Source organism: Neisseria sp. DTU_2020_1000833_1_SI_GRL_NUU_006 (assembly GCA_032388755.1).
Lineage (GTDB): Bacteria > Pseudomonadota > Gammaproteobacteria > Burkholderiales > Neisseriaceae > Neisseria > Neisseria sicca_C.
Genome location: CP135593.1, coordinates 78,718 through 99,222, shown reverse-complemented (window position 1 = coordinate 99,222; position 20,505 = coordinate 78,718). Strand labels below are relative to the sequence as shown.

Here is a 20,505-nt window from a genome sequence, read left to right as displayed (position 1 = left end):
GCCATTACATTTCAGACGACCTCTTGGCGTTCCAAAGGTCGTCTGAAAACATTAAAATACACACAACATCAAATAAGGAAATTGATTATGAGTGAAGCAGAATTTTCTGACTGGGCAATGAAAATCTGCCTGACCGGACTGGTTATCTTCTTGGGCTTTATCGTTTGGAACTTGGGTAAGGAATCCAAGGCAGGCAAATTCGGCATCGCGATTTTGTTCCTGGTACTGGGCTTGGGCGTTTTCGGATTTATTTTTAAAGAAGTGCTGATTAAATTCATCGCCCTGCCTTGAGACAGTAAACAAAGAAGAATAAGGGAAAGGCCGTCTGAAAAGCCCGTATCCGGAGTTTTCAGACGACCTTTGCATTTTGACAGCAAAGTTTAAGATAGGAGCTTGATACATGATTGAGTATTAATGCCCCGAATTTGGCATGGCAAAGTCAATCATATGGGTGAAGAAATGTTGATACCAAAAAATACATGGCAACTTCAATAGAAAACCTCCCTTACCATTATATTTCAATTCACGTCATATTTAGCAACGATGCCCGACAAAGCGGACAGATAAAACTTTGGTAAAAAGCACATCAATAAAGCTGAAATCGCGGGCAAAGCATTAAAAGATAAAAAAATAAACCCTTACTTTTTAGTAAGGGTTTATTAAGAATTTGGCACGCCCACGGGGAATCGAACCCCGGTTACCGCCGTGAAAGGGCGATGTCCTAACCGCTAGACGATGGGCGCGGATAAATAAATTTTTTGGCGCACCCGGAGCGATTCGAACGCCCGACCCTCTGGTTCGTAGCCAGATACTCTATCCAACTGAGCTACGGGTGCATTTTCATCACTTCGCTTCTGCGCTGTGAATCAAGAAGACCGAATATTATAGAAACCCTTCCCTATTGTCCAGCCTTTAAATTCAATTTTTCCAGATAAAATATTAACATTTTGAAAATTAAAGAAATTAAATCACCTTAAAATCCCGGTTCCAGACAAGTCCTGAGCCATTTTGGCGGCGGCATTGTCTGTCATACCGCCGACGAAATCTAAAATTTTCATATATGCCTGATAAAGGCTGTCCGTTTCAAGTATGGGATTATGGTTTTTCAGAAGATCCAAGATTAAAGATTGGCGGACATCTAATTTCTGCTCAACCAGCAAGGCATGGGCAGCAGGGACAAACAAATCGAGTATCGACCCTAAGCACGGGAAAGTGGCAATTTCGGTCATCAGCTTGGTACGGTGGCGAAAGATGCGCGTGCGTGCGAGTTCTTTGGCTTTTTCCAAAGTGTTTTGGACTTCCGGGCTGCACAAGGAAATCAAGTCTTTTCCTTTAAATCCGCCGCTTAATAAATCGGATTGGTGTTTCATGAAGGTTTGCGCGGCATCTTCGATGGCTTTGCCTATGGCAATGCCGCGCAGCATGGCGCAACGTTGGCGGCTGGATTGGGCATGCCATGTGCTTTCTTCAAAAGTCAGCTCAGACAAGACGCTTTCGACTTCAGTATCGGTCAGCAACTCAAGCTCCACCGCATCTTCCAAATCCAGCAATGCGTAACAGATGTCGTCTGAAGCCTCCATCAGGTATGACAGCGGATGGCGCACCCATTGGTCGCAGCCTGCTTCGAGCAATCCCAACTCTGCTGCAACTCGGCGGATAAACGACAGCTCGGTTTGATAGATATTGAATTTGGAACGCCCGCGCGGACCTTGGCTTGTCCACGGATATTTTATCAATGCGCCGATTGATGCTGCACTCAAACGCATTCCGCCCGCATCGGGATACATTTCCAAATTGGCGATAATGCGCAGGCTGTGGGCATTACCTTCGTAAGTTTGCACGTCGCTCAATTCGGCTTCACTCAGCGATGTCAGAAAGCGGAGATTTGTTTCCTTTCTGAACCAATGGCGCAATGCGTCCTCACCCGTATGCCCGAACGGAGGGTTACCCAAATCATGCGCCAAACAGGCGACTTGGACGACAGCGCCAATATCGCCCGGAGTATTGTTTTCGGGCAGGAATCCGCCGGCTTGCAACATGACGCCGACGCGGTTACCCAAACTGCGTCCGACGCTGGCGACTTCGACACTGTGTGTCAGCCGGTTGTGCGTCAGGTCATGTTCGGCAAGCGGGTGGACTTGGGTTTTCCTGCCCAACCGCCTGAATGCGCCGGAAAACACGACTCTATCGTAATCAATGTGGAAATCGGTACGCAGTGCATCGATACCTTCTTGTGTGGACGGCGTAACCGTAGGGATAATTTCGCCGTTTTTCGCGCGGAAGCGTTGCGGGGAAAGCAGTTGGGACCAAGTCATTGCCATTGGGGTAATCCTGTTTGCGGTTGATTGAACATTTTTCAGGCGTTTTCAGACGACCTTTCAGGACGAGGGTTGAAGGAACCGTGCCGCTCCCTGGTTCGCCAATGCGTCCGCCTTTTCGTTTTCGGAATGCCCCGCGTGGCCTTTCACCCACGTCCACTGTAATTTGTGTTTATGCGACAAGGCATCGAGTTCTTTCCACAAATCGTCGTTTTTCACCGGTTTTTTGGCGGCGGTTTTCCAGCCGTTTTTCTTCCAGCCGTGTATCCAGCCTTCCATACCGTTTTTGACGTATTGCGAGTCAGTACAAATCACGACGCGGCACGGGCGTTTGAGCGCTTTCAGCCCTTCTATGACGGCGGTCAGCTCCATTCGGTTGTTCGTGGTTTCGGCCTCGCCGCCGCACAATTCTTTTTCATGATTTCGGTAGCGCATCAATACTCCCCACCCCCCTGCCCCCGGATTGCCTTTGCAGGCTCCGTCTGTATAAAGGTAAACGGTATCGTCCATATATCGGTTTGTTTTGCAATTTGCACAATAAAGGCATTCATCTTATCACAAGGTTTGAATCCGCCAAGCGGCTTTGCCCCAAACAGGCATATAATATGCACCTTATCGCAAACAAATTGGAAGGAACCGACGATGGACGGACAAATGGCGCTTTTTTGCTATCAGGAACTGCCGGTTTGGCAGGCAGACGAGATTCCCGACGCGCTGCGGGCGGGTCATGCGTTTGACGAAGGGGAATGGGTTTGCCTGAACGTATTGCAAGGTCGTCTGAAATTGACGGAAGCTGATAATGCTTCTGTCGAGCTGACTGCCGAAGACGGAGATCACATGATCGCGCCGCAGCAACAGTTTACGGTCGAGCCTTTGACGGACGACACGGAAATCAAGCTCTCGCTTTATTGCGCGGCAAAAGATTATTTCAATAAGAAATACGGCATGAGCGCGACCCATTCGGCGGTAGTGGCGGCTGAAAATATCGTTCCTGCGGGCAAGGCTTTGGATATGGGCTGCGGTCAGGGGCGCAATGCGCTGTTTTTAGGTTTGAAGGGATTTGACGTAACCGCCGTGGACAACAATCCGCAGGCGGTTCAAAACGTCAACGAGTTGGCGCGTATGGAAGGCTTGGACGTGCGGGCGTTGGAATATGATTTGAATGCCGCCAACCTTCAAGACCATTTCGACTATATTGTCGCGACGGTTGTGTTTATGTTCCTGCATCCGCGCTTCGTGCCGCAAGTGATTGCCGATATGCAGGCGCACACCACCCCCGGCGGCTACAACCTGATTGTTTCGGCGATGGACACCGAAGACTTCCCCTGCCCCATGCCTTTTCCGTTTAAATTTAAAGAAGGCGAGTTGCGCGAATACTACCGCGACTGGGAGATTGTCGAATACAAGGAAGAACTCGGCGCCATGCACGCGAAAGACGCGGCGGGCAATCCGATACAGTTTAAGTTTGTTACCATGTTGGCGAAAAAGCCTGAGGCATAAACGAACGGGGTCGTCTGAAAGGTTTTCAGACGACCTTTTGGTATCCGCTTTCTTATAGAGTCTCCAATATTGCCCACCAGTCATCCGAGTTACACTTCAAAAGCTGAATCGTGTTGACTGCGGGCAACTGACACCCAACGCACCATCACTAACAGCCCAAAAACAAAAAGGTCGTCTGAAACCTTTCAGACGACCTTTTATAATCAAACAATCAGTTGCTCAACACGTCCACGCCTTTGGGCGGGGTGAACTTGAATGCGCCGCGCGAGAGGTTGGGCTTGGTGTTCAAGCCGCCGAAGGTAATGGAGGTTTGGTTGCCGAAGCTGTCTTTCAACTGCATGGCAGCGAGGTTGTCGCCTTTGAAGCCGATGCGGATGTATTGGTAGCCGGCGTTGTTTTTCTTGGGTGTTGCCAAGACGTAGTCGATGCCGTTGGACGAGCCGTCTTCTTTGAGGGAGTAGCTGCTGTCAAGGGCGTTTTTGTTGGAAAGGATGGCGGCAGGGCTGTCGCCGATGGTTTGGTCTTGGGCGGACTTGGTCACTTGTGCCAAATCAACGTCATAGAGCCAAATGGTTTGACCGTCGCCTACGATGGTTTGTTTGTAGGGTTTGGTGTATTCCCATTTGAAGAGGCCCGGACGCAGGATTTTGAAAGTGCCGTGTGCGGTTTGGGTTTTCTTTTTGCCTTGGACGGTTTGGGTGAAGCTGCCGCTGATACCGTCGGCGTCGTTGTTGAATTTCTTGAGTGCATCCACTGCGCCTGCCTGTGCGAAACCGATGGTCGCGGTCAAAGCGGAAGCGGCGAGGAATTTGAACAGGTTGTGTTGTTTCATCATTATTTTTCCTTGTTGGAAGGGGTGTGGCGCCCAGTATCGATGTTACAAAATAACAATGCAAGCCGCTTATGGGCGGTTTACATTTTGCAAACAGTGTTTCCCGAGGGCTAATTTTTTGAAGCTGCGGGATTTTTTCCTGCGGAAAAGACAATCGGGTTTCACAATTCTTTAATGTATGCCGACTGCGCAAACTGTGGTATTTAATGGTTTTTGACGCGCAACGCCAAATTGTAAAGATTATATTCTTTATATTGTTTTTTTTAAACGCTATAATGTTTGTTTTCCGAAAAACGGCGGACTTGGAATGAAACCTGATATCTATGCTTTGCTGGAACTTGCCCTGCTTTCAGACGACCCCGATGAAAAAGGACGGCTGACGGACGAGGCGTTTGCCGCCGTTCAGAACATGGACGGGGCTGAAACAAACGCTGCGCCGCTGGACTTCCGCCACGCGGGAAGGCCGCCGAAGCCTGTTTTGGTCGCGCCGTCGCAACTGACGCCGCGCAAGATGAACACGACCGAAGGCTATGCGGCGATGCTGCACGCGATTGCGCATATCGAGTTCAACGCCATCAATCTGGCTTTGGACGCGGCATACCGCTTCCGCATGCTGCCGTTTCAGTTTGTGCGCGACTGGGTGCGGGTGGCGAAGGAAGAGGTGTACCACTTCCGCCTGATGCGCGAAAGGCTGCGCGCTTTCGGCTTCGATTACGGCGATTTCGAGGCGCACAACCATTTGTGGGACATGGCGTATAAAACCGCCTACGACCCGCTGTTGCGCATGGCGTTGGTGCCGCGCGTATTGGAAGCGCGCGGGCTGGACGTTACGCCTAGGATACGCGCGAAGGTGGAACAGCGCGGCGATTCGGAAACCTGCGGCGTGTTGGACATCATTTACCGCGACGAAGTGGGCCATGTCGCTATCGGCAACCATTGGTATCAACACCTCTGCCGCGAACGCGGTTTGGAACCTGTGGCCCTGTTCCGCAGTCTGATTGCCCGTTACGATATGTTTATCTTCCGCGGCTATGTGAACATCGAAGCGCGGGAAAAAGCGGGCTTCAGCCGCTTCGAATTGGATATGTTGGAAGATTTCGAACAGGGTTTGAAACAAGGCAAAAAGGTCGTCTGAAAACCCCGAATCCGGATTTTCAGACGACCTCTGTTGAGGAACGTTATGTCGACTCACCATCACGAACACCATCATCACGCACACGCCCACACGCATACCGCCAACAAAAAAGTATTGCGCGTGTCGTTCATCATCATCGCCGCCTTTATGCTGTTGGAGGCGGTCGGCGGCTGGCTGACCCACTCGCTCGCGCTGCTTTCCGACGCAGGACATATGTTCAGCGACGCATTTTCTTTGGGCGTGGCGTTGTGGGCGTTCAAACTCGGCGAAAAAGAAACCACGCTGCAAAAGACCTTCGGTTACAAACGTTTTGAAATCCTCACCGCCATGTTTAACGGCTTGTCGCTGGTGGTTATCGCCGTGCTGATTTTCTACGAAGCCGTCAAACGCCTGCTTTATCCGCCCGAAATCGCCACGCTGGGGATGCTCGTGATCAGCGTCGTCGGGCTGCTGGTCAACATCGGCGTGGCGGTTTACATGCTGAAAAACAGCGACACCGAAGCCAACGTCAACATGCGCGGCGCGTATTTGCACGTTTTAAGCGACCTTGTCGGCTCAATCGGCGCGATTGCCGCCGCCGTGCTCATGATGGCGTTCGGCTGGAAATGGGCGGACCCGCTCGCCAGCGTGTTCGTTGCCGCGCTGGTCGGACGCAGCGGCTGGAGTCTGCTCAAACAAACGCTGCACATCCTCATGGAAGGCGCGCCCGAAAACATCCACACCGACGACCTGCTCGCCGTCATCCGCAATACCGACGGCGTCAAATCCGTCCACGACTTACACGTCTGGACAATTACCAGCAATATCAACGTATTATCCTGCCACATCGTCGTGGACGGCAGCATGACCGTGGCCGAATCCGAGCAAATCGCCTACCGCATCGAACACGAGTTGTCCCACAAAAACATCGGACACTGCACCATCCAAATCGAAAGCGAACACCACCCGCATCCCGACAGCGTCTTGTGTGCCAACGAAACCGACGGCGCGCACCATCACCACCACTAAACCCAAAGGTCGTCTGAAACCCTTTTCAGACGACCCCATCAAAAAACCAAAGGAAAACACATGATACAAGCCGTATTGTTCGACCTCGACGGCACGCTCGCCGACACCGCCCTAGACCTCGGCGGCGCACTCAACACCCTGCTTAACCGCCACGGACTGCCCGAAAAAAGCATGGACGAAATCCGCACCCAAGCCAGCCACGGCGCAGCAGGGCTGCTCAAACTCGGCGCAGGCATCACCCCCGACCATCCCGACTACGCCCAATGGCGCACCGAATACCTCGACGAATACGACAGCCGCTACGCCCAAGACACCGCCCTCTTTGACGGTGTGAACGAACTCATCGCCGAACTCGACAGACGCGGCATCAAATGGGGCATCATCACCAACAAACCCATGCGCTTCACCGACAAACTTGTCCCCAAACTCGGCTTCGTCATCCCGCCCGCCATCGTCGTCAGCGGCGACACCTGCGGCGAATCCAAACCCAGCGTCAAACCCATGCTGTATGCGTGCGAACAAATCCATGCCGACCCGCAACACACGGTTTACGTCGGCGACGCCGAACGCGACATGCAGGCCGGACGCAACGCAGGCATGAAAACCATACTTGCCGACTGGGGCTATATCGCCGCCGAAGACCAAACCGAAACTTGGCCGTTCGACCACCGCATCGCAGCGCCTTCGGCATTGCTAAAGATTCTGTAAAACGAAAAAAGGTCGTCTGAAAGTTTTCAGACGACCTTTTCTACATCACATTCAACTTAAAACCGGATTACAGTTTCCATTCGCTCAGTTTGGCAGCATAGGCTTCCAAGTCTGCAATCGGACGGGTTGCCACGCCGCTTTCCATTGCAGCTTTGGCGGCAGCCGAAGCAACGCGCGGCAGCAGGCGGGAGTCGAACGGGGTCGGAATCAGGTATTCCGCACCGAATTCAAATTTCTTACCGTATGCGGCAACCACTTCTTCGGTTACTTCTTCTTTCGCCAAATCCGCCAAAGCATAGACGCAGGCACGTTTCATTTCTTCGTTGATGGTCGTCGCGCCGACATCCAACGCGCCGCGGAAGATGAACGGGAAGCACAATACGTTGTTCACTTGATTCGGGAAGTCGGAACGGCCGGTACCGATGACCACGTCCGGACGGGTTTCTTTCGCCAGCGGAGGCAGGATTTCGGGATTCGGGTTTGCCATGGCGAACACGATAGGCTTGTCGTTCATAGTGTTCAACATTTCAGGCGTCAGCAGGTTCGCGCCAGAGAGACCCAAGAAGATGTCTTTGCCTTTTACGGCATCGGCAAGCACGCGTTGACCGTTGTCTTCAATGGCGTAGAACTGTTTGGACTCGTCCATACGGTCTTTGTCTTCGCGGGTTTTGTAAATCACGCCTTTGGAGTCGCAAACGGTAACGTTTTCGCGTTTCAGACCCAAGTCGAGCAGTTGGTTCAAGCAGGCAATCGCAGCCGCACCCGCGCCGGAGCAAACCAAAGTCGCTTCCTCAATTTTACGGCCGGTAAAACGCAGGGCATTCAATACGGCGGCGGCGGTGATGATGGCGGTACCGTGCTGGTCATCGTGGAATACGGGGATTTTGCAGCGTTTGCGCAATTCGCGTTCAACGTAGAAGCACTCAGGCGCTTTGATATCTTCGAGGTTGATACCGCCGAAAGTCGGCTCCAATGCGGCGATGATGTCCACCAGTTTTTGCGGGTCTTTTTCATCGATTTCGATGTCGAACACATCTACGCCGGCGAATTTTTTGAACAATACGCCCTTGCCTTCCATCACAGGTTTGCCTGCCAATGCGCCGATGTCGCCCAAGCCCAAAACGGCGGTACCGTTGGAAATTACAGCAACCAAGTTGCCTTTGGCGGTGTATTTGTACGCATTTTGCGGATCGGCATGGATTTCCATACAAGGAGCCGCTACGCCCGGCGAGTACGCCAAAGCCAAGTCTTTGGAAGTGTCCAGCGATTTAGTGGGGGTAACGGAGACTTTGCCCGGCACGGGGAATTCGTGAAATTTCAGTGCGGCTTCTTTCAATGAGTTTTCCATTTTTCGATCCTGTTGCGAGAGAGAGATTTTGAGTTGAGGTCGTCTGAAACGGTCGTTTCGGGACGATTGGCGTTACAAAACCATTTATTCATAAATGAACCTATTTTGTAACGGGCTGTAATTTTATCATGTTCCCAATACGGCGCATACCGCTATTTTCTATCTGAAACAGCTAATTTTGAGGCAAAACATAATACTTTCAGACGACCTTCATTCGTTTTTAAATATCCATGCCGAAACTGCGCGCCAGCGCATATTCAATATCAGTCCTTACCTCTTCCAAACTCCGGTTGCTATCGATAATCGCATAGCGCTCGGGATGCGCGGCGGCGCGTTCGAGATAAACAGCACGCACGCGGGTGAAAAAATCCGCCTGTTCCTGCTCAAAACGGTCTTTCTCACGCGTCTGTCCGATACGCGCCATCGATACCTCCAGCGGCACGTCCAACAGCAACGTCAAATCAGGACCAAACCCGCCCTGCACCCAATTTTCCAACATTTCAATATCTTGCAGAGGAACGCCGCGACCGCCGCCCTGATACGCGAAAGTTGCATCGGTAAAACGATCGGAAACAACATGAACGCCGTCCGCCAAAGCAGGCAGGATAACGTCTTCAAGATGCTGCTGCCGCGCGGCAAACATCATTAACGTCTCCGCGCGCAGCCCTGCTTTTGTCGCAGGATTCAGCAAAATTCCGCGCAAAGCCTCGCCAACAGGCGTACCGCCCGGCTCACGGGTGAACAATACGGGAAGATTATGGGATTCGAACCATTGGCGGATAACGGCAAGATTGGTCGATTTGCCCGCGCCGTCTATGCCGTCCAGAGTGATGAATTTGGGTTTCATAAGGTCAAGTTTATTTAGAGAACGGATGTTCAAAAGGTCGTCTGAAAGCGGGATTATAAATGCTTTCAGACGACCTTGCCTTTCAATGCGGCATTTCCCGCATACAATTCCGACATTTCCAGGTTTTCAAATCAATGTGATTTGAAAACCCCGCAAACCTTGAATACTGCCTTCAGACGACCTTTTATCTTTTTAATCAACCGACCAAGCCTTTCACTTTGCAAAAAAACAACAAAAAATAATACAAAAATTTACAAAAAACACAGGAACTTATAAAATATAAAACAATAACAGTTGAAACAATAATCACAAATCATAATAATGTCATATATACCGTTCGGGCACAAAAGCCTACTGTATAAGCATTACACAGAAAATATTACGGAGACTGTGTTAATACACATCTAAACTCACCTATAAGGATAAATTCCGATGAAAACCCGTTTTACTTTAACTTCTCTGGCTCTGGCTTCTCTCATGATGATGGGCAATGCTGCAATGGCTGCTGTTGTTCCTAGCAACACAGATGCTTATTTCAATGTCAAATTGAAACTGACAGGTTCTTGCGAAGTCTTTACCGTTGAAAGCGGCAAATCAAGCGCAATTTCAGCCGAAGACGACGCTACTGCCGGTGCAGACATTAATTTCGGTACTCACATTGCAAAAAGCAGCAGCGAAGAGTTGTCTCAAGGCAACGTTGGCCAAGCAACAAACAATATCCAAGTTAATTGCAGCAAAAACACTGTGTTCCAAGTAGCCTTAGAACCGAGCAATACCAATGCAGAAGGCACTGGTTCGATGAGCGGGTTGAAGGGCACCAACCAAGATAAAATCGCTTATCAACTCTACAAACCGACTGTCAGCGATTCAGGAGATGAAACGATTAGCAACACCATTTCAGCCAACAAATGGGGTAAAGGCAGCAACGCGCTGACTCTGACTGGCAAAGGTTTGAGCACTCCCATCATGCTGCCTGTTTTTGCCAAAGTTCCACAAAATGAACTCTCTGACAAAACCCCTGACACCTACCAAGACCGCGTAAAAGTAACCCTGACCTACTAATCCGGTTTACTCCCTCAAAATAAAACAACTAAAAAATACTCATGCAAAAAGCAATCAGCACACTTGTCGGTATGCTGACGGCGGCAGCGGTTTTACAGAGCCATGCCGCCGGCTTGCAAGTCAGTCCGACATCTTTGTCCCTGCCCGCCAAACAGCGGGCGGGCATTTTTACTTTGGGAAATAAGGGTACAGAGCCGTTGACGGCGCAGGTACGCGTATTCCGCTGGTCGCAGGACGAAAACGGCGGAGAGATACTCGAACCTACCGATACCGTCATTGCCAGCCCGCCCATGATCAAGCTGGAAGCAGGTGCGCAACAACAATTCCGCGTGATGCGTGTCAAACCGTCCGACAAACAGGCTGAAGAAGCCTACCGCTTGATTGTGGACGAGCTGCCCGCTCCTGATTTGAAACCGCAAAAAGGCATTCAGTTGGTAATGCGCTACTCGCTACCGCTGTTTGTCAACGTTCAAAACAATACCGAACCGAAGCTGCAATGGCGTGCGGAAAAAGCCGCGAACGGCAAAACGGTTTTGGTTGCCGAAAATACAGGCAATGCCCATGCGCAACTGAGCAATATCACTTTTCAGACGACCTCCGCCAAAGACGCATTGATGCTGGCAAGCGGTCTGGCGGGCTACGTCCTGCCGGGCAACACTTGGAAACGCGAATTGGAAGTTTCCCCCGCTTCCCTGAATCCAGGTCGTCTGAATGCCACGGTAAACGGTATGCCGATCCAAACGGAGGTACGGTTTGCCGTCCCATGACTTAAGGACACGGCTCACCCGGCTGAGTGCCGCGCTGATGCTGTGTTTCTACGCCCTGCCCTCTCCTGCTCAAGACGTCCTGACGCAGGCAGCACCTGCTGCCTACGAGCAGGCATGGCTGACTGTTTACCCGCAGGTCAAAGTCAACGGCAGCATACGCGACGGTATCGAACCCTTCATGTCGCGCAACGGCGTGCTGTATGCGCGCCCCGAATCCCTGCGCGCCTACGGCATTACCCTGCCCGACGCAGAAGCTGCCGAAGCAGGCAAAAACGGCGTTGTGCCTGAAATTCAGGACAGCGCATCCACACCCGGCGCGGGCGTATGGTTCGAACTCTCCGCCATCCCCGGCTTGCAGGCGAAATACGATGCCGCCGCGCAAACCCTTGACCTCACCGCCCCCCTCGAATGGCAGCCCGACCTGAAAACCGCCCGAATCGGCGCATTGCAGGAAAACCGCTACGCCATCGCCAAACCCGGCTTTGCCGCCGTTCTGAACTATGACGCCAATATCTCGCGCAACCGCTCCGGCAACGGCACGCAGGGCGTTTTCGGCGAAATGCGCCTGAGTACGCCTTGGGGCTATCTGAACCACACCCAATTTGCCAACCGTAGCCGCAACAAAGAAAGCGGCTCCCGCGGCAACACCGCCCGCCTGGATACCTACTGGCGCACCGTCTGGCCCGAACAAGGCATATCGCTGACCGTCGGCGACACCCTGACCGGACAAATCGGCTCATGGGGCGGCACACGCATCGGCGGTATCAAAATCTCCCGCACTTACAACACCCGCCCATGGAAACAAACCGCCCCACTGCGCTCCTACCTCGGTAAAAGCACCCTGCCCGGCACGGTCGACCTCTACCTCGACGGCGTCAAACAAATGAGCCGCGACATCGAAGCGGGCGAATACGAACTCATCCTGCCGCCGTCCATCAGCGGCCGCAGCAACGCCCAAGTCGTCGCCACCGACGTACTGGGGCGCACCGTCGTCGTCGATATGCCGCTTTACGGCGGCAGCGGACTTTTGGCAAAAGGCTTGAACGAATGGTCGTTTGAAGCAGGCTACGTCCGCCGCGATTACGGCATCCGTTCCGCCAAATACCAATCCGACCCCGCCGCCTCCGGCACGCTGCGTTACGGCGTCAGCAATACCCTGACCGCCCAAATCCATGGTGAGGCTGCGCGCGGCTACCGTCAGGCGGGCATTGCCGCCGACACCGTATTGGGTTCGCTCGGACAACTCAATCTTAATTATGCCGAAAGCCGCTTTGCGGGCAAAACAGGACGGCGCGGCAGCGCGTTTTTCAGCACCCAATGGGACAGGCTCTCCTTCAGCGCGGGCGCAAGTCGTACCAACGGGCAATTTGCCGAACTGGGCGATACCGCATACAGCGCAGACTTTTTCAAAGCCACCCGCCATCCCGCCACATCCGCCTCCGCATCCGCAGGCTGGAGCAGCGACAAACTCGGCTCATTCAGCCTTTCCTACGTCCATTCCCACACAGAAGGCAGCCCCGCCGACGGCGTAGGCTCGTTCGGCTGGAGCCGCAGCTTCAAAAACCGTACCTCGCTCTACGCCGGCGCCAATAAAAACTTCCGCAACAGGCGCGAACTGAGTTTCCACGCAGGCATCTCCGTCAGCCTCGACAACGGCTATTCGACCTCCGCAGGCATCAGCAGAAACAAACACAACAACAGTTATCAGGCAACCCTGAACAAAACCAGCAGCGGCATGGGCAGCACCAGCTGGGGCATAGGCTGGCAGCAAAACGACAACGCAAACGGCAGCCGCAGCAATACCTTCAACGGCAACATACGCCATCAAAACACCTACGGCGACGGCTGGGCAAACGTTTACAGCCAAAGCGGCAACAGCAACTGGAACGCAGGCTGGAGGGGCGGTCTCGTCCTCATGGGCGGCAGCCTCTTCGCCACCCGCCAAGTCAACGACAGTTTTGCCGTCGTCAGCACCGGCGATATGGCGGACGTCCCCATCCGCGCAGGCGGCATGCCCGTAGGCAAAACCAACCGCAAGGGACTGGCACTGATCCCCAGCCTCTCCGCCTACCAAAAAAACACTGTCAGCGTCGATATCGCCGAATTGCCGCTGGACGTCCAGCTTGAACACACTGTCGCCGAAATCGCTCCGCCCGAACGCTCGGGCATGCGCGTCGAATTCAAAATCCAGCGTACCCGCGCCGCCACCATGACGCTGAAAGACGCACAAAACCAATTACTCCCGAGCGGCGGCAGCATTACTGCCGAAGACGGCACACCGGCAGCCGTAACCGGCTTTGATGGCAAAACATATATTGAAAACATGAAAGAAGGTAGAAACCGCTTCACCGTCATCCTCCCCGAAAACGGTGGCACTTGCACCTTCGAAGCGGACTACCCTGAAACACACAATCCGGATTCCATCCCGGAACTGGGAGACATCATATGCAGATAAATATAAAGAGAGGTCGTCTGAAAACAAACCCTGCAGGTTTCATTCAAACTTCGCGACTGCTCTACAAAACCATATTGCCCGCAGCCTTATGGCTGATGTTTGCCCCTGTCCAAACATGGGCGCACAATGGAGAAGTCGGCAACTACATATCATGTACCGCCTCCGTCAGCAGTATTTCTGGGGTCAGCGGCAATATCTTGTCATTCGGTAGCCCCGCACAAGGTATTAACCTGCTCGAAGGACAGATTCCTGAAGCCAAAGCCACCATCAGCTACTCATGTCAAAGTTTTTTGACAAGTACCTCTCATACCCGTCTGTGTTTCAATATCAATGGCGGCAATCGTTCCCCTTCACAAAACAATCCGAGGCTGCTTACCCACCCCAAACGTCCTACCAATACCTTACAATTCCAGCTCTACAAACCCGACGGCACCGTCTGGGGCAGCAACGCGCCCAACAGCAACGCCACACCCTATATGACTGATAAGCTGATTATTGGTCCCAAGGGTACCTTTTCAGGTCAAATTACCCTCACCGCCAAACTCCTCAACCATCAGGAAACCGCCTCACCTTACGCTGATGGCAGCCCGTATGAAGCTATCTTCAATGATGTATCGGCCTCGCTGAATTGGAATTCGACTTTTTGGAGTAAGCATCCCGCCAACTGCGGTACATATTACTCATCCAACGACAGTTTCCCTTTTACGGTACAGGCACATGCCAGCCCCGTTTGCGAATTCATCTCCGCCGACGACATCGACTTCGGCACACACACCGCCGGCAGCACCAACCTGAAACAGTCGGGCAACCTCACCGTCCGCTGTACCAACGGTACGCCCTACACCGTCGGTCTGATTCCTTCCAACGGCAATCAGGAAGGCAGGGGCGAGATGAAATCCACCAATCCCGCCAACGCCGACAAAGTCCCCTACCGCCTCAAAAAAGGTAACAGTTCCGACTTCTGGGGCAACCAATCTTCGGGCACAGGCAGCGCGCAAAGATTTACCGGCGACGGCAGCAGCCAGACACACACCATCTCGGCAGAAGTCCAAAACACCGACTACACCCCGGGTGAGTATAAGGATAAGGTAACCGTCGATATCCGATACTGATCCGAAGGGTCGTCTGAAAAGAAAAAACAGCATGGTTATAGAAAACACCAATCCGCCGCTATTCCTGTTTACAAAGGAATAACGGCGGATGTTCTCATTTGGACTCCGCTAAAAAGGTCGTCTGAAAACCTTCAAAACTTTTCAGACGACCGCCAAACCGATATGATGGCAAATCAAACCAACAAAGGAGCAAACACCATGTCAAACAATGAATACACTCAAATCGGCTGGATCGGCCTGGGGCAGATGGGCAACCCGATGGTAACGCGCCTGCTCGATGCGGGCATCGAAGTCGGCGTTTACAACCGCTCGCCCGATAAAACCGCCGACCTGCAAACCAAAGGCGCAAAAGTTTACCCCAGCCGCGCCGAACTTATCCGCGCGTATCCCGTTATTTTCCTGATGGTTTCCGACTACGCCGCCGTCCTCGATATCCTCGATAAAGACACCCGCAAAGAGCTTGACGGCAAAATCGTCGTCAACATGAGCACCATCGCCCCGTCAGAAAACCTCGCCGTCAAAGCCATCGTCGAGGCGGCGGGCGGACAGTTCGCCGAAGCCCCCGTCTCCGGCTCGGTTGTCCCCGCCACCAACGGCACGCTGCTGATTCTCTTCGGCGGCGAAGAGGATGTTTTAAATCCGCTGCAAAAAGTATTCGGCATCCTCGGCAAAAAAACCTTCCATTTCGGCAACGTCGGCAAAGGCTCCGGCGCGAAACTCGTGCTCAATTCGCTCTTGGGCATTTTCGGCGAGGCATACAGCGAAGCCATGCTGATGGCGCGGCAATTCGACATCGATACCGACACCATCATCGAAGCCGTCGGCGGTTCTGCCATGGATTCGCCCATGTTCCAAACCAAAAAATCCCTGTGGGCAAACCGTAAATTCCCGCCCGCCTTCGCCCTCAAACACGCCTCCAAAGACCTCAATCTCGCCGTCAACGAATTGAAACAGGCAGGCAATTCGCTGCCCGCCGTTGAAACCGTTGCCGAGAGCTACCGTCAAGCCGTCGCAGCAGGTTACGGCGAACAAGACGTTGCCGGCGTTTACCTGAAACTGGCGGAACATCAGAAATAGAGTGGCCGAATCCGGCAGATAAAGGTCGTCTGAAACCCATATCCCTTTTCAGACGACCTTGCTTGTCGGCTTGGCGTATTGCAACCATTCAAATATAGTGGATTAACAAAAATCAGGACAAGGCAACGAAGCCGCAGACAGTACAGATAGTACGGAACCGATTCACTTGGTGCTTCAGCACCTTAGAGAATCGTTCTCTTTGAGCTAAGGCGAGGCAACGCCGTACTGGTTTAAAGTTAATCCACTATACATTGCACATCATCCCGTTGCCCGCATCTTTCAGAGGAAATTTCATGCGCCCATTCCTTTCCCTCCTTGCCGCAGGCTTTACCCTCCTTACCCTGACCGCCTGCCAACCCGAGGCAGAACATACTGCTTCCGATGAAAAAATCAAAACCGCCTCCGCTCCGTCTATCGACTGGTCGGTACCGCAACTGTCCAGCAACGTTTGGAAAATCAGTAAGGCAGGACAGCCCGACTCTTACCTTGTCGGCACCATCCACATCGGCAAAAAAGAAGCCGTCCTATCGAAAGAAGCCGAAAACCTGCTTGCCTCCGTCGAACAACTGACCACGGAAACCGACGTATTACCGGAAGAAAATCCGGAAACGCAACAACAATACCAACAGTTTTTCAACCAAGCCGCCGACACCAAATCCCTAAAAACCAAGCTCGGCGATAAAGCTTTCCAAGCCCTGCAAGAAGCCTTCCGTCAAAATCCCGAAACCGCTCCCTTGGCGGAAGCCGCCGACGGTATGAAACCTTGGGCAGCATTTCTATTTGTCCAAAGCGTTTATCCTGCCGAATACAGCTCGATGACCGGAGTCGATATGTTGCTTTCCAAGTCAGCCCAAAAAACAGGCAAAGCTCGCCGCTTCCTCGAAACCATGCCCGAAATGGCGGCATTTTTTTCAAACCTGCCTGAAGACACCCCCATCCGCGTCTTGAAAATCTCAGACGACAAAAAAGCCTTTTCAGAACAAATTAATGAAATGTACCACCTTTACGAAGTAGGCAACTTTGAAGGCTTCGCCGACATCCAGCAAAAATACGACAGGGACACCCTGAAAAAATACCCTGAACTTGCCCCTTTTATGTTGAACTGGCTTGAGAAAGACATACTAGTCGGCCGCAATTTGAAATGGCTGCCTGAAATCAAAGCCCAATCCGCCGAAAAAAGCACGCTGTTCGCCGTCGGCATCATGCACCTGATGTCCGAACAAGGCTTGATCGAATTGCTGCGCAAAGACGGTTACGAAGTAACGCCCATGCCCAAAATATTGATGTGGTAACACAAACCACACAACAAAAGGTCGTCTGAAACCCGAACTCCCAGTTTTCAGACGACCTCTTGCGGGCAACAACATATGCCCATACCCAAACACCACCCCCCAAGGAAACCTCCCATGCAAAAACCCGACATCATCCAAATCGCAGGCCCCGCAGGGCTGCTCGAAACCATCTATCTTCCAGCCGTGCAAACACCTGCACGCGGCGTGGCAGTCATCAACCATCCCAACCCGCTGCAAGGCGGCACGAACACCAACAAAGTCATTCAAACCGCCGCCAAAGCCTTATCTCAGCTCGGTTTTCACTGTTACCTGCCCAACCTGCGCGGCGTGGGTAACAGCGAAGGTGTTCACGACTATGGACGCGGCGAAACGCAAGATTGCATCGCCGTCATCGACTACGCCCGCGCGCAACATCCCGAAGCCGAAAAGTTCGCATTGTCGGGCTTCTCCTTCGGCGGCTATGTCGCCACCTTCGCCGCCCAAGAGCGCGAGCCGGATTTACTGCTGCTCATCGGCGCGGCAGTACACCACTACACCGACCGCCCCGAGCCTGCCTCCGTCCCCGATGTATCGAAAACCCTGATGATTCATGGCGCGGAGGACGAAGTCGTTGAAATCAGCAAGGCTTGGACATGGGCGGAACCGCAAGGTTTGCCGGTTATCACCATCGCCGGCTCATCCCATTTCTTCCACGGCAAACTCATCGTCCTGCGCGATACCATCACCCGATTCGTGCCGTCGGTTTTGGGTTAAGCAGATTCCCATATAAAAACGTCGTCTGAACATTTTCAGACGACGTTTCCAATATACAGCCCTCCACTCAGGGTATCGTTTTTCAGGGTTTGATGCCTTTTCTCCATTTACCTGGACCCTGCCTGCTGCCGCACAAATATAGGTCTCCTGCAAGCAGTCGTTCTTTCCATCAAACAATCTAAAGATAATTGAGAAAAGGTCGTCTGAAAACCCAAATCCGTTTTCAGACGACCTTTTTGCTTTTCAAACCAACGGCGTCAAATATCCAATTGAGCCGTATCGCCTTCGCGTTCCATCCATGCGCGGCGGGCGGCGGCTTCGCCTTTGCCCATCAGTTTGACGAAGATGTCGCGTGTTTCGTCATCCGCGCCTTCGGGGATTTGCACCTGCAACAGGCGGCGGGTGTCAGGGTGCATGGTGGTGTCTTTGAGCTGGTCGGGGTTCATCTCGCCCAAGCCTTTGAAACGGCTGATGGAGTAGGCAGTTTCTTTGACGCCTTCTTTTTGCAGCCGCTCCAAAATGCTGTCGAGTTCGTTTTGGTCGAGGGCGTAGAATTTGCGGGCGGGTTTGCTTTTGCCTTGTGCGTTGACATCGACGCGGAACAGCGGCGGCTGGGCGATGTAGATGTGTCCGTCGGCGACCAGTTTGGGGAAGTGGCGGTAGAACAGGGTCAACAGCAAGACTTGAATATGCGAACCGTCCACGTCGGCATCGGACAGGATGGCGATTTTGCCGTAGCGCAGGCCGCTTAAATCGGGATGGTCGTTGATGCCGTGCGGATCAACGCCGATGGCGACGGAAATGTCGTGGATTTCGGCGTTGCCGAAAAGCTGGTCGGGATGGACTTCAAAACTGTTGAGCACTTTGCCGCGCAAGGGCAGGATGGCTTGGGTGGCTTTGTCGCGGGCGAGTTTGGCGGAGCCGCCGGCGGAATCGCCTTCGACGAGGAAGAGTTCGTTTTCGCGGATGTCTTCGCTCTCGCAGTCGGTCAGTTTGCCGGGTAGAACGGCGACGCCGCTGCCTTTTTTCTTTTCGATTTTTTTAACCGAACGCATCCGCGCCTGCGCCTGACGGATGGCGAGTTCTGCGATTTTTTTGCCAAAGTCCACGTTTTGGTTCAGCCACAATTCCAAAGGGTCGCCCGATACGGCAGCGACGAGTTTCAGCGCGTCGCGGTTGGTCAGTTTGTCTTTGGTCTGACCTTGGAACTGCGGGTCGAGGACGCGGGCGGAGAGGACGAAGGCAGTTTTGCTGAACACGTCGTCGCTTTGTACTTTCACGCCGCGCGGTAGGAGGTTGTGCAGATTGATGAAGTTGTTGACAGCGTTGAACACAGCTTGTTTCAAGCCCGCTTCGTGCGTGCCGCCCAGCGGGGTGGGGATGAGGTTGACGTAGCTTTCGTTGGCGCACGAGCCTTCTTCCAGCCAGGTCAGGGCAAAGGCGGCGCCTTCGCCAATGCTGAAATCGCCGTTGTGGTCGTCTGAAATGTAGTTTTCGCAGGAGAACAGCGGCACGGCTTCCTGCGCGTCGGCAATCAGGTCGGTCAGATAGCTTTTCAGGCCGTCGGGGTAGTGCCAGGTTTGGGTATGCGCTTCGTCTTCGCCTTTGACCGGGCGGGTCAGGGAAACGCGCACGCCCGGCAGCAGCACAGCTTTGGCGCGCAGCAGGCGTTCGAGTTCGGGAATGCTGTAATTCGGGCTTTCAAAATATTTGCCGTCCGGCCAAACGCGCACTTCGGTGCCGCTGTCTTTGACGGCGCATTTGCCCACTTCCGCCAACGGTTCGACCACGTCGCCGCCGGCAAACACGATGCGGTGGATTTTGCCTTCGCGTTTGACGGTTACTTCGAGGCGGGTAGAGAGGGCGTTGGTGACGGATACGCCCACGCCGTGCAGGCCGCCTGAAAAGGCATACGCGCTGCCGCCGTCTTTTTTGTTGAACTTACCGCCCGCGTGCAGACGGGTAAACACGAGTTCGACCACGGGTACGCCTTCGACAGGATGCAGCCCGACGGGAATGCCGCGTCCGTTGTCGCACACGGAAAGCGAACCGTCGTCGTGGATGCGCACGTCGATTTCAGTGGCGAAACCGCCCAACGCCTCGTCCGCCGCGTTGTCGATGACTTCTTGGCAGATGTGGGTCGGGCTGTCGGTGCGTGTGTACATGCCGGGACGTTCTTTGACCGGCTCCAAGCCTTTGAGGACGGTGATGCTGGATTCGCTGTATTGGTTGTTTTTAGTCATAGGGAAAGAGGTCGTCTGAAAGGAAGAACAACGCTTTCAGACGACCTG

At 53.1% G+C, this 20,505-nt stretch carries 18 protein-coding genes and 2 tRNA genes; 12 read left to right on the top strand and 8 right to left on the bottom strand.

Annotated elements, in window-relative coordinates; genetic code table 11:
• Positions 1–87: 87 nt before the first annotated feature.
• A complete protein-coding gene (locus RSJ68_00475; protein WNU97277.1) occupies positions 88–291 on the top strand; it encodes a DUF2788 domain-containing protein in 204 nt (67 codons plus the stop codon).
• Between the two features lie 377 nt (positions 292–668).
• Here RSJ68_00475 and RSJ68_00470 read toward each other — a convergent pair.
• The 4 genes from RSJ68_00470 to rnhA all read right to left on the bottom strand — a co-directional run bounded on the left by RSJ68_00470 (position 669) and on the right by rnhA (position 2,828).
• Positions 669–743 (bottom strand) — tRNA-Glu (locus RSJ68_00470).
• A 16-nt stretch (positions 744–759) separates the two neighbouring features.
• Positions 760–836 (bottom strand) — tRNA-Arg (locus tag RSJ68_00465).
• A 132-nt stretch (positions 837–968) separates the two neighbouring features.
• Positions 969–2,321, bottom strand: a complete 1,353-nt coding sequence (locus RSJ68_00460) for a deoxyguanosinetriphosphate triphosphohydrolase (GenBank protein ID WNU97276.1) — start codon at positions 2,319–2,321, stop codon at positions 969–971.
• A 57-nt stretch (positions 2,322–2,378) separates the two neighbouring features.
• Complete coding sequence (gene rnhA, locus RSJ68_00455) at positions 2,379–2,828, bottom strand: ribonuclease HI (protein WNU97275.1); 450 nt, start codon at positions 2,826–2,828, stop codon at positions 2,379–2,381.
• Between the two features lie 132 nt (positions 2,829–2,960).
• On the opposite strand from rnhA, the gene tehB reads away from it, so the two are divergent.
• Complete coding sequence (gene tehB / locus RSJ68_00450; protein ID WNU97274.1) at positions 2,961–3,818, top strand: SAM-dependent methyltransferase TehB; 858 nt, start codon at positions 2,961–2,963, stop codon at positions 3,816–3,818.
• A 211-nt stretch (positions 3,819–4,029) separates the two neighbouring features.
• On the opposite strand, the gene lolA is transcribed toward tehB, so the two are convergent.
• The gene (gene lolA / locus RSJ68_00445; protein ID WNU97273.1) at positions 4,030–4,653 is read right to left on the bottom strand and encodes an outer membrane lipoprotein chaperone LolA; all 624 of its coding nucleotides are present in this window, start codon (positions 4,651–4,653) and stop codon (positions 4,030–4,032) included.
• Positions 4,654–4,957: 304 nt separating this feature from the next.
• On the opposite strand from lolA, the gene RSJ68_00440 reads away from it, so the two are divergent.
• Genes RSJ68_00440 through RSJ68_00430 form a run of 3 tightly spaced genes read left to right on the top strand, consistent with a single transcriptional unit; the run spans position 4,958 to position 7,501 of the window.
• Complete coding sequence (locus RSJ68_00440) at positions 4,958–5,785, top strand: ferritin-like domain-containing protein (protein WNU97272.1); 828 nt, start codon at positions 4,958–4,960, stop codon at positions 5,783–5,785.
• 45 nt (positions 5,786–5,830) lie between these two features.
• Positions 5,831–6,793: a cation diffusion facilitator family transporter gene (locus RSJ68_00435; GenBank protein WNU97271.1), complete on the top strand. Its 963-nt coding sequence runs from the start codon at positions 5,831–5,833 to the stop codon at positions 6,791–6,793.
• Positions 6,794–6,853: 60 nt separating this feature from the next.
• A complete protein-coding gene (locus tag RSJ68_00430) occupies positions 6,854–7,501 on the top strand; it encodes an HAD family hydrolase (GenBank protein ID WNU97270.1) in 648 nt (215 codons plus the stop codon).
• A gap of 67 nt (positions 7,502–7,568) precedes the next feature.
• On the opposite strand, the gene RSJ68_00425 is transcribed toward RSJ68_00430, so the two are convergent.
• Together RSJ68_00425 and tmk are read right to left on the bottom strand one after the other, a co-directional pair.
• A complete protein-coding gene (locus RSJ68_00425) occupies positions 7,569–8,849 on the bottom strand; it encodes a malic enzyme-like NAD(P)-binding protein (protein WNU97269.1) in 1,281 nt (426 codons plus the stop codon).
• A gap of 220 nt (positions 8,850–9,069) precedes the next feature.
• Positions 9,070–9,696, bottom strand: a complete 627-nt coding sequence (gene tmk, locus RSJ68_00420; GenBank protein WNU97268.1) for a dTMP kinase — start codon at positions 9,694–9,696, stop codon at positions 9,070–9,072.
• Between the two features lie 432 nt (positions 9,697–10,128).
• Here tmk and RSJ68_00415 point away from each other — a divergent pair, with 432 nt between their 5' ends.
• The 7 genes from RSJ68_00415 (at position 10,129) to RSJ68_00385 (ending at position 18,214) form a co-directional block, all read left to right on the top strand.
• On the top strand, positions 10,129–10,758 hold the full coding sequence (locus RSJ68_00415) for a spore coat protein U domain-containing protein (protein ID WNU97267.1): 630 nt from the start codon (positions 10,129–10,131) through the stop codon (positions 10,756–10,758).
• Positions 10,759–10,799: 41 nt separating this feature from the next.
• The gene (locus tag RSJ68_00410) at positions 10,800–11,525 is read left to right on the top strand and encodes a molecular chaperone (GenBank protein ID WNU97266.1); all 726 of its coding nucleotides are present in this window, start codon (positions 10,800–10,802) and stop codon (positions 11,523–11,525) included.
• 37 nt (positions 11,526–11,562) lie between these two features.
• The gene (locus RSJ68_00405; protein ID WNU98322.1) at positions 11,563–13,980 is read left to right on the top strand and encodes a fimbria/pilus outer membrane usher protein; all 2,418 of its coding nucleotides are present in this window, start codon (positions 11,563–11,565) and stop codon (positions 13,978–13,980) included.
• Positions 13,971–15,092 (top strand): spore coat U domain-containing protein, encoded by a 1,122-nt coding sequence (locus RSJ68_00400; protein ID WNU97265.1) that lies wholly within the window; start codon positions 13,971–13,973, stop codon positions 15,090–15,092. The genes RSJ68_00405 and RSJ68_00400 overlap by 10 nt, the downstream gene beginning before the upstream one ends.
• A gap of 198 nt (positions 15,093–15,290) precedes the next feature.
• A complete protein-coding gene (locus RSJ68_00395; protein ID WNU97264.1) occupies positions 15,291–16,169 on the top strand; it encodes an NAD(P)-dependent oxidoreductase in 879 nt (292 codons plus the stop codon).
• A 293-nt stretch (positions 16,170–16,462) separates the two neighbouring features.
• Positions 16,463–17,461 (top strand): TraB/GumN family protein, encoded by a 999-nt coding sequence (locus RSJ68_00390; GenBank protein WNU97263.1) that lies wholly within the window; start codon positions 16,463–16,465, stop codon positions 17,459–17,461.
• 114 nt (positions 17,462–17,575) lie between these two features.
• Entirely contained in the window at positions 17,576–18,214 is a 639-nt protein-coding gene (locus RSJ68_00385) for an alpha/beta hydrolase (protein WNU97262.1), read from the top strand.
• Positions 18,215–18,471: 257 nt separating this feature from the next.
• On the opposite strand, the gene parE is transcribed toward RSJ68_00385, so the two are convergent.
• The gene (gene parE, locus RSJ68_00380) at positions 18,472–20,457 is read right to left on the bottom strand and encodes a DNA topoisomerase IV subunit B (protein WNU97261.1); all 1,986 of its coding nucleotides are present in this window, start codon (positions 20,455–20,457) and stop codon (positions 18,472–18,474) included.
• Between the last annotated feature and the right edge of the window lie 48 nt (positions 20,458–20,505).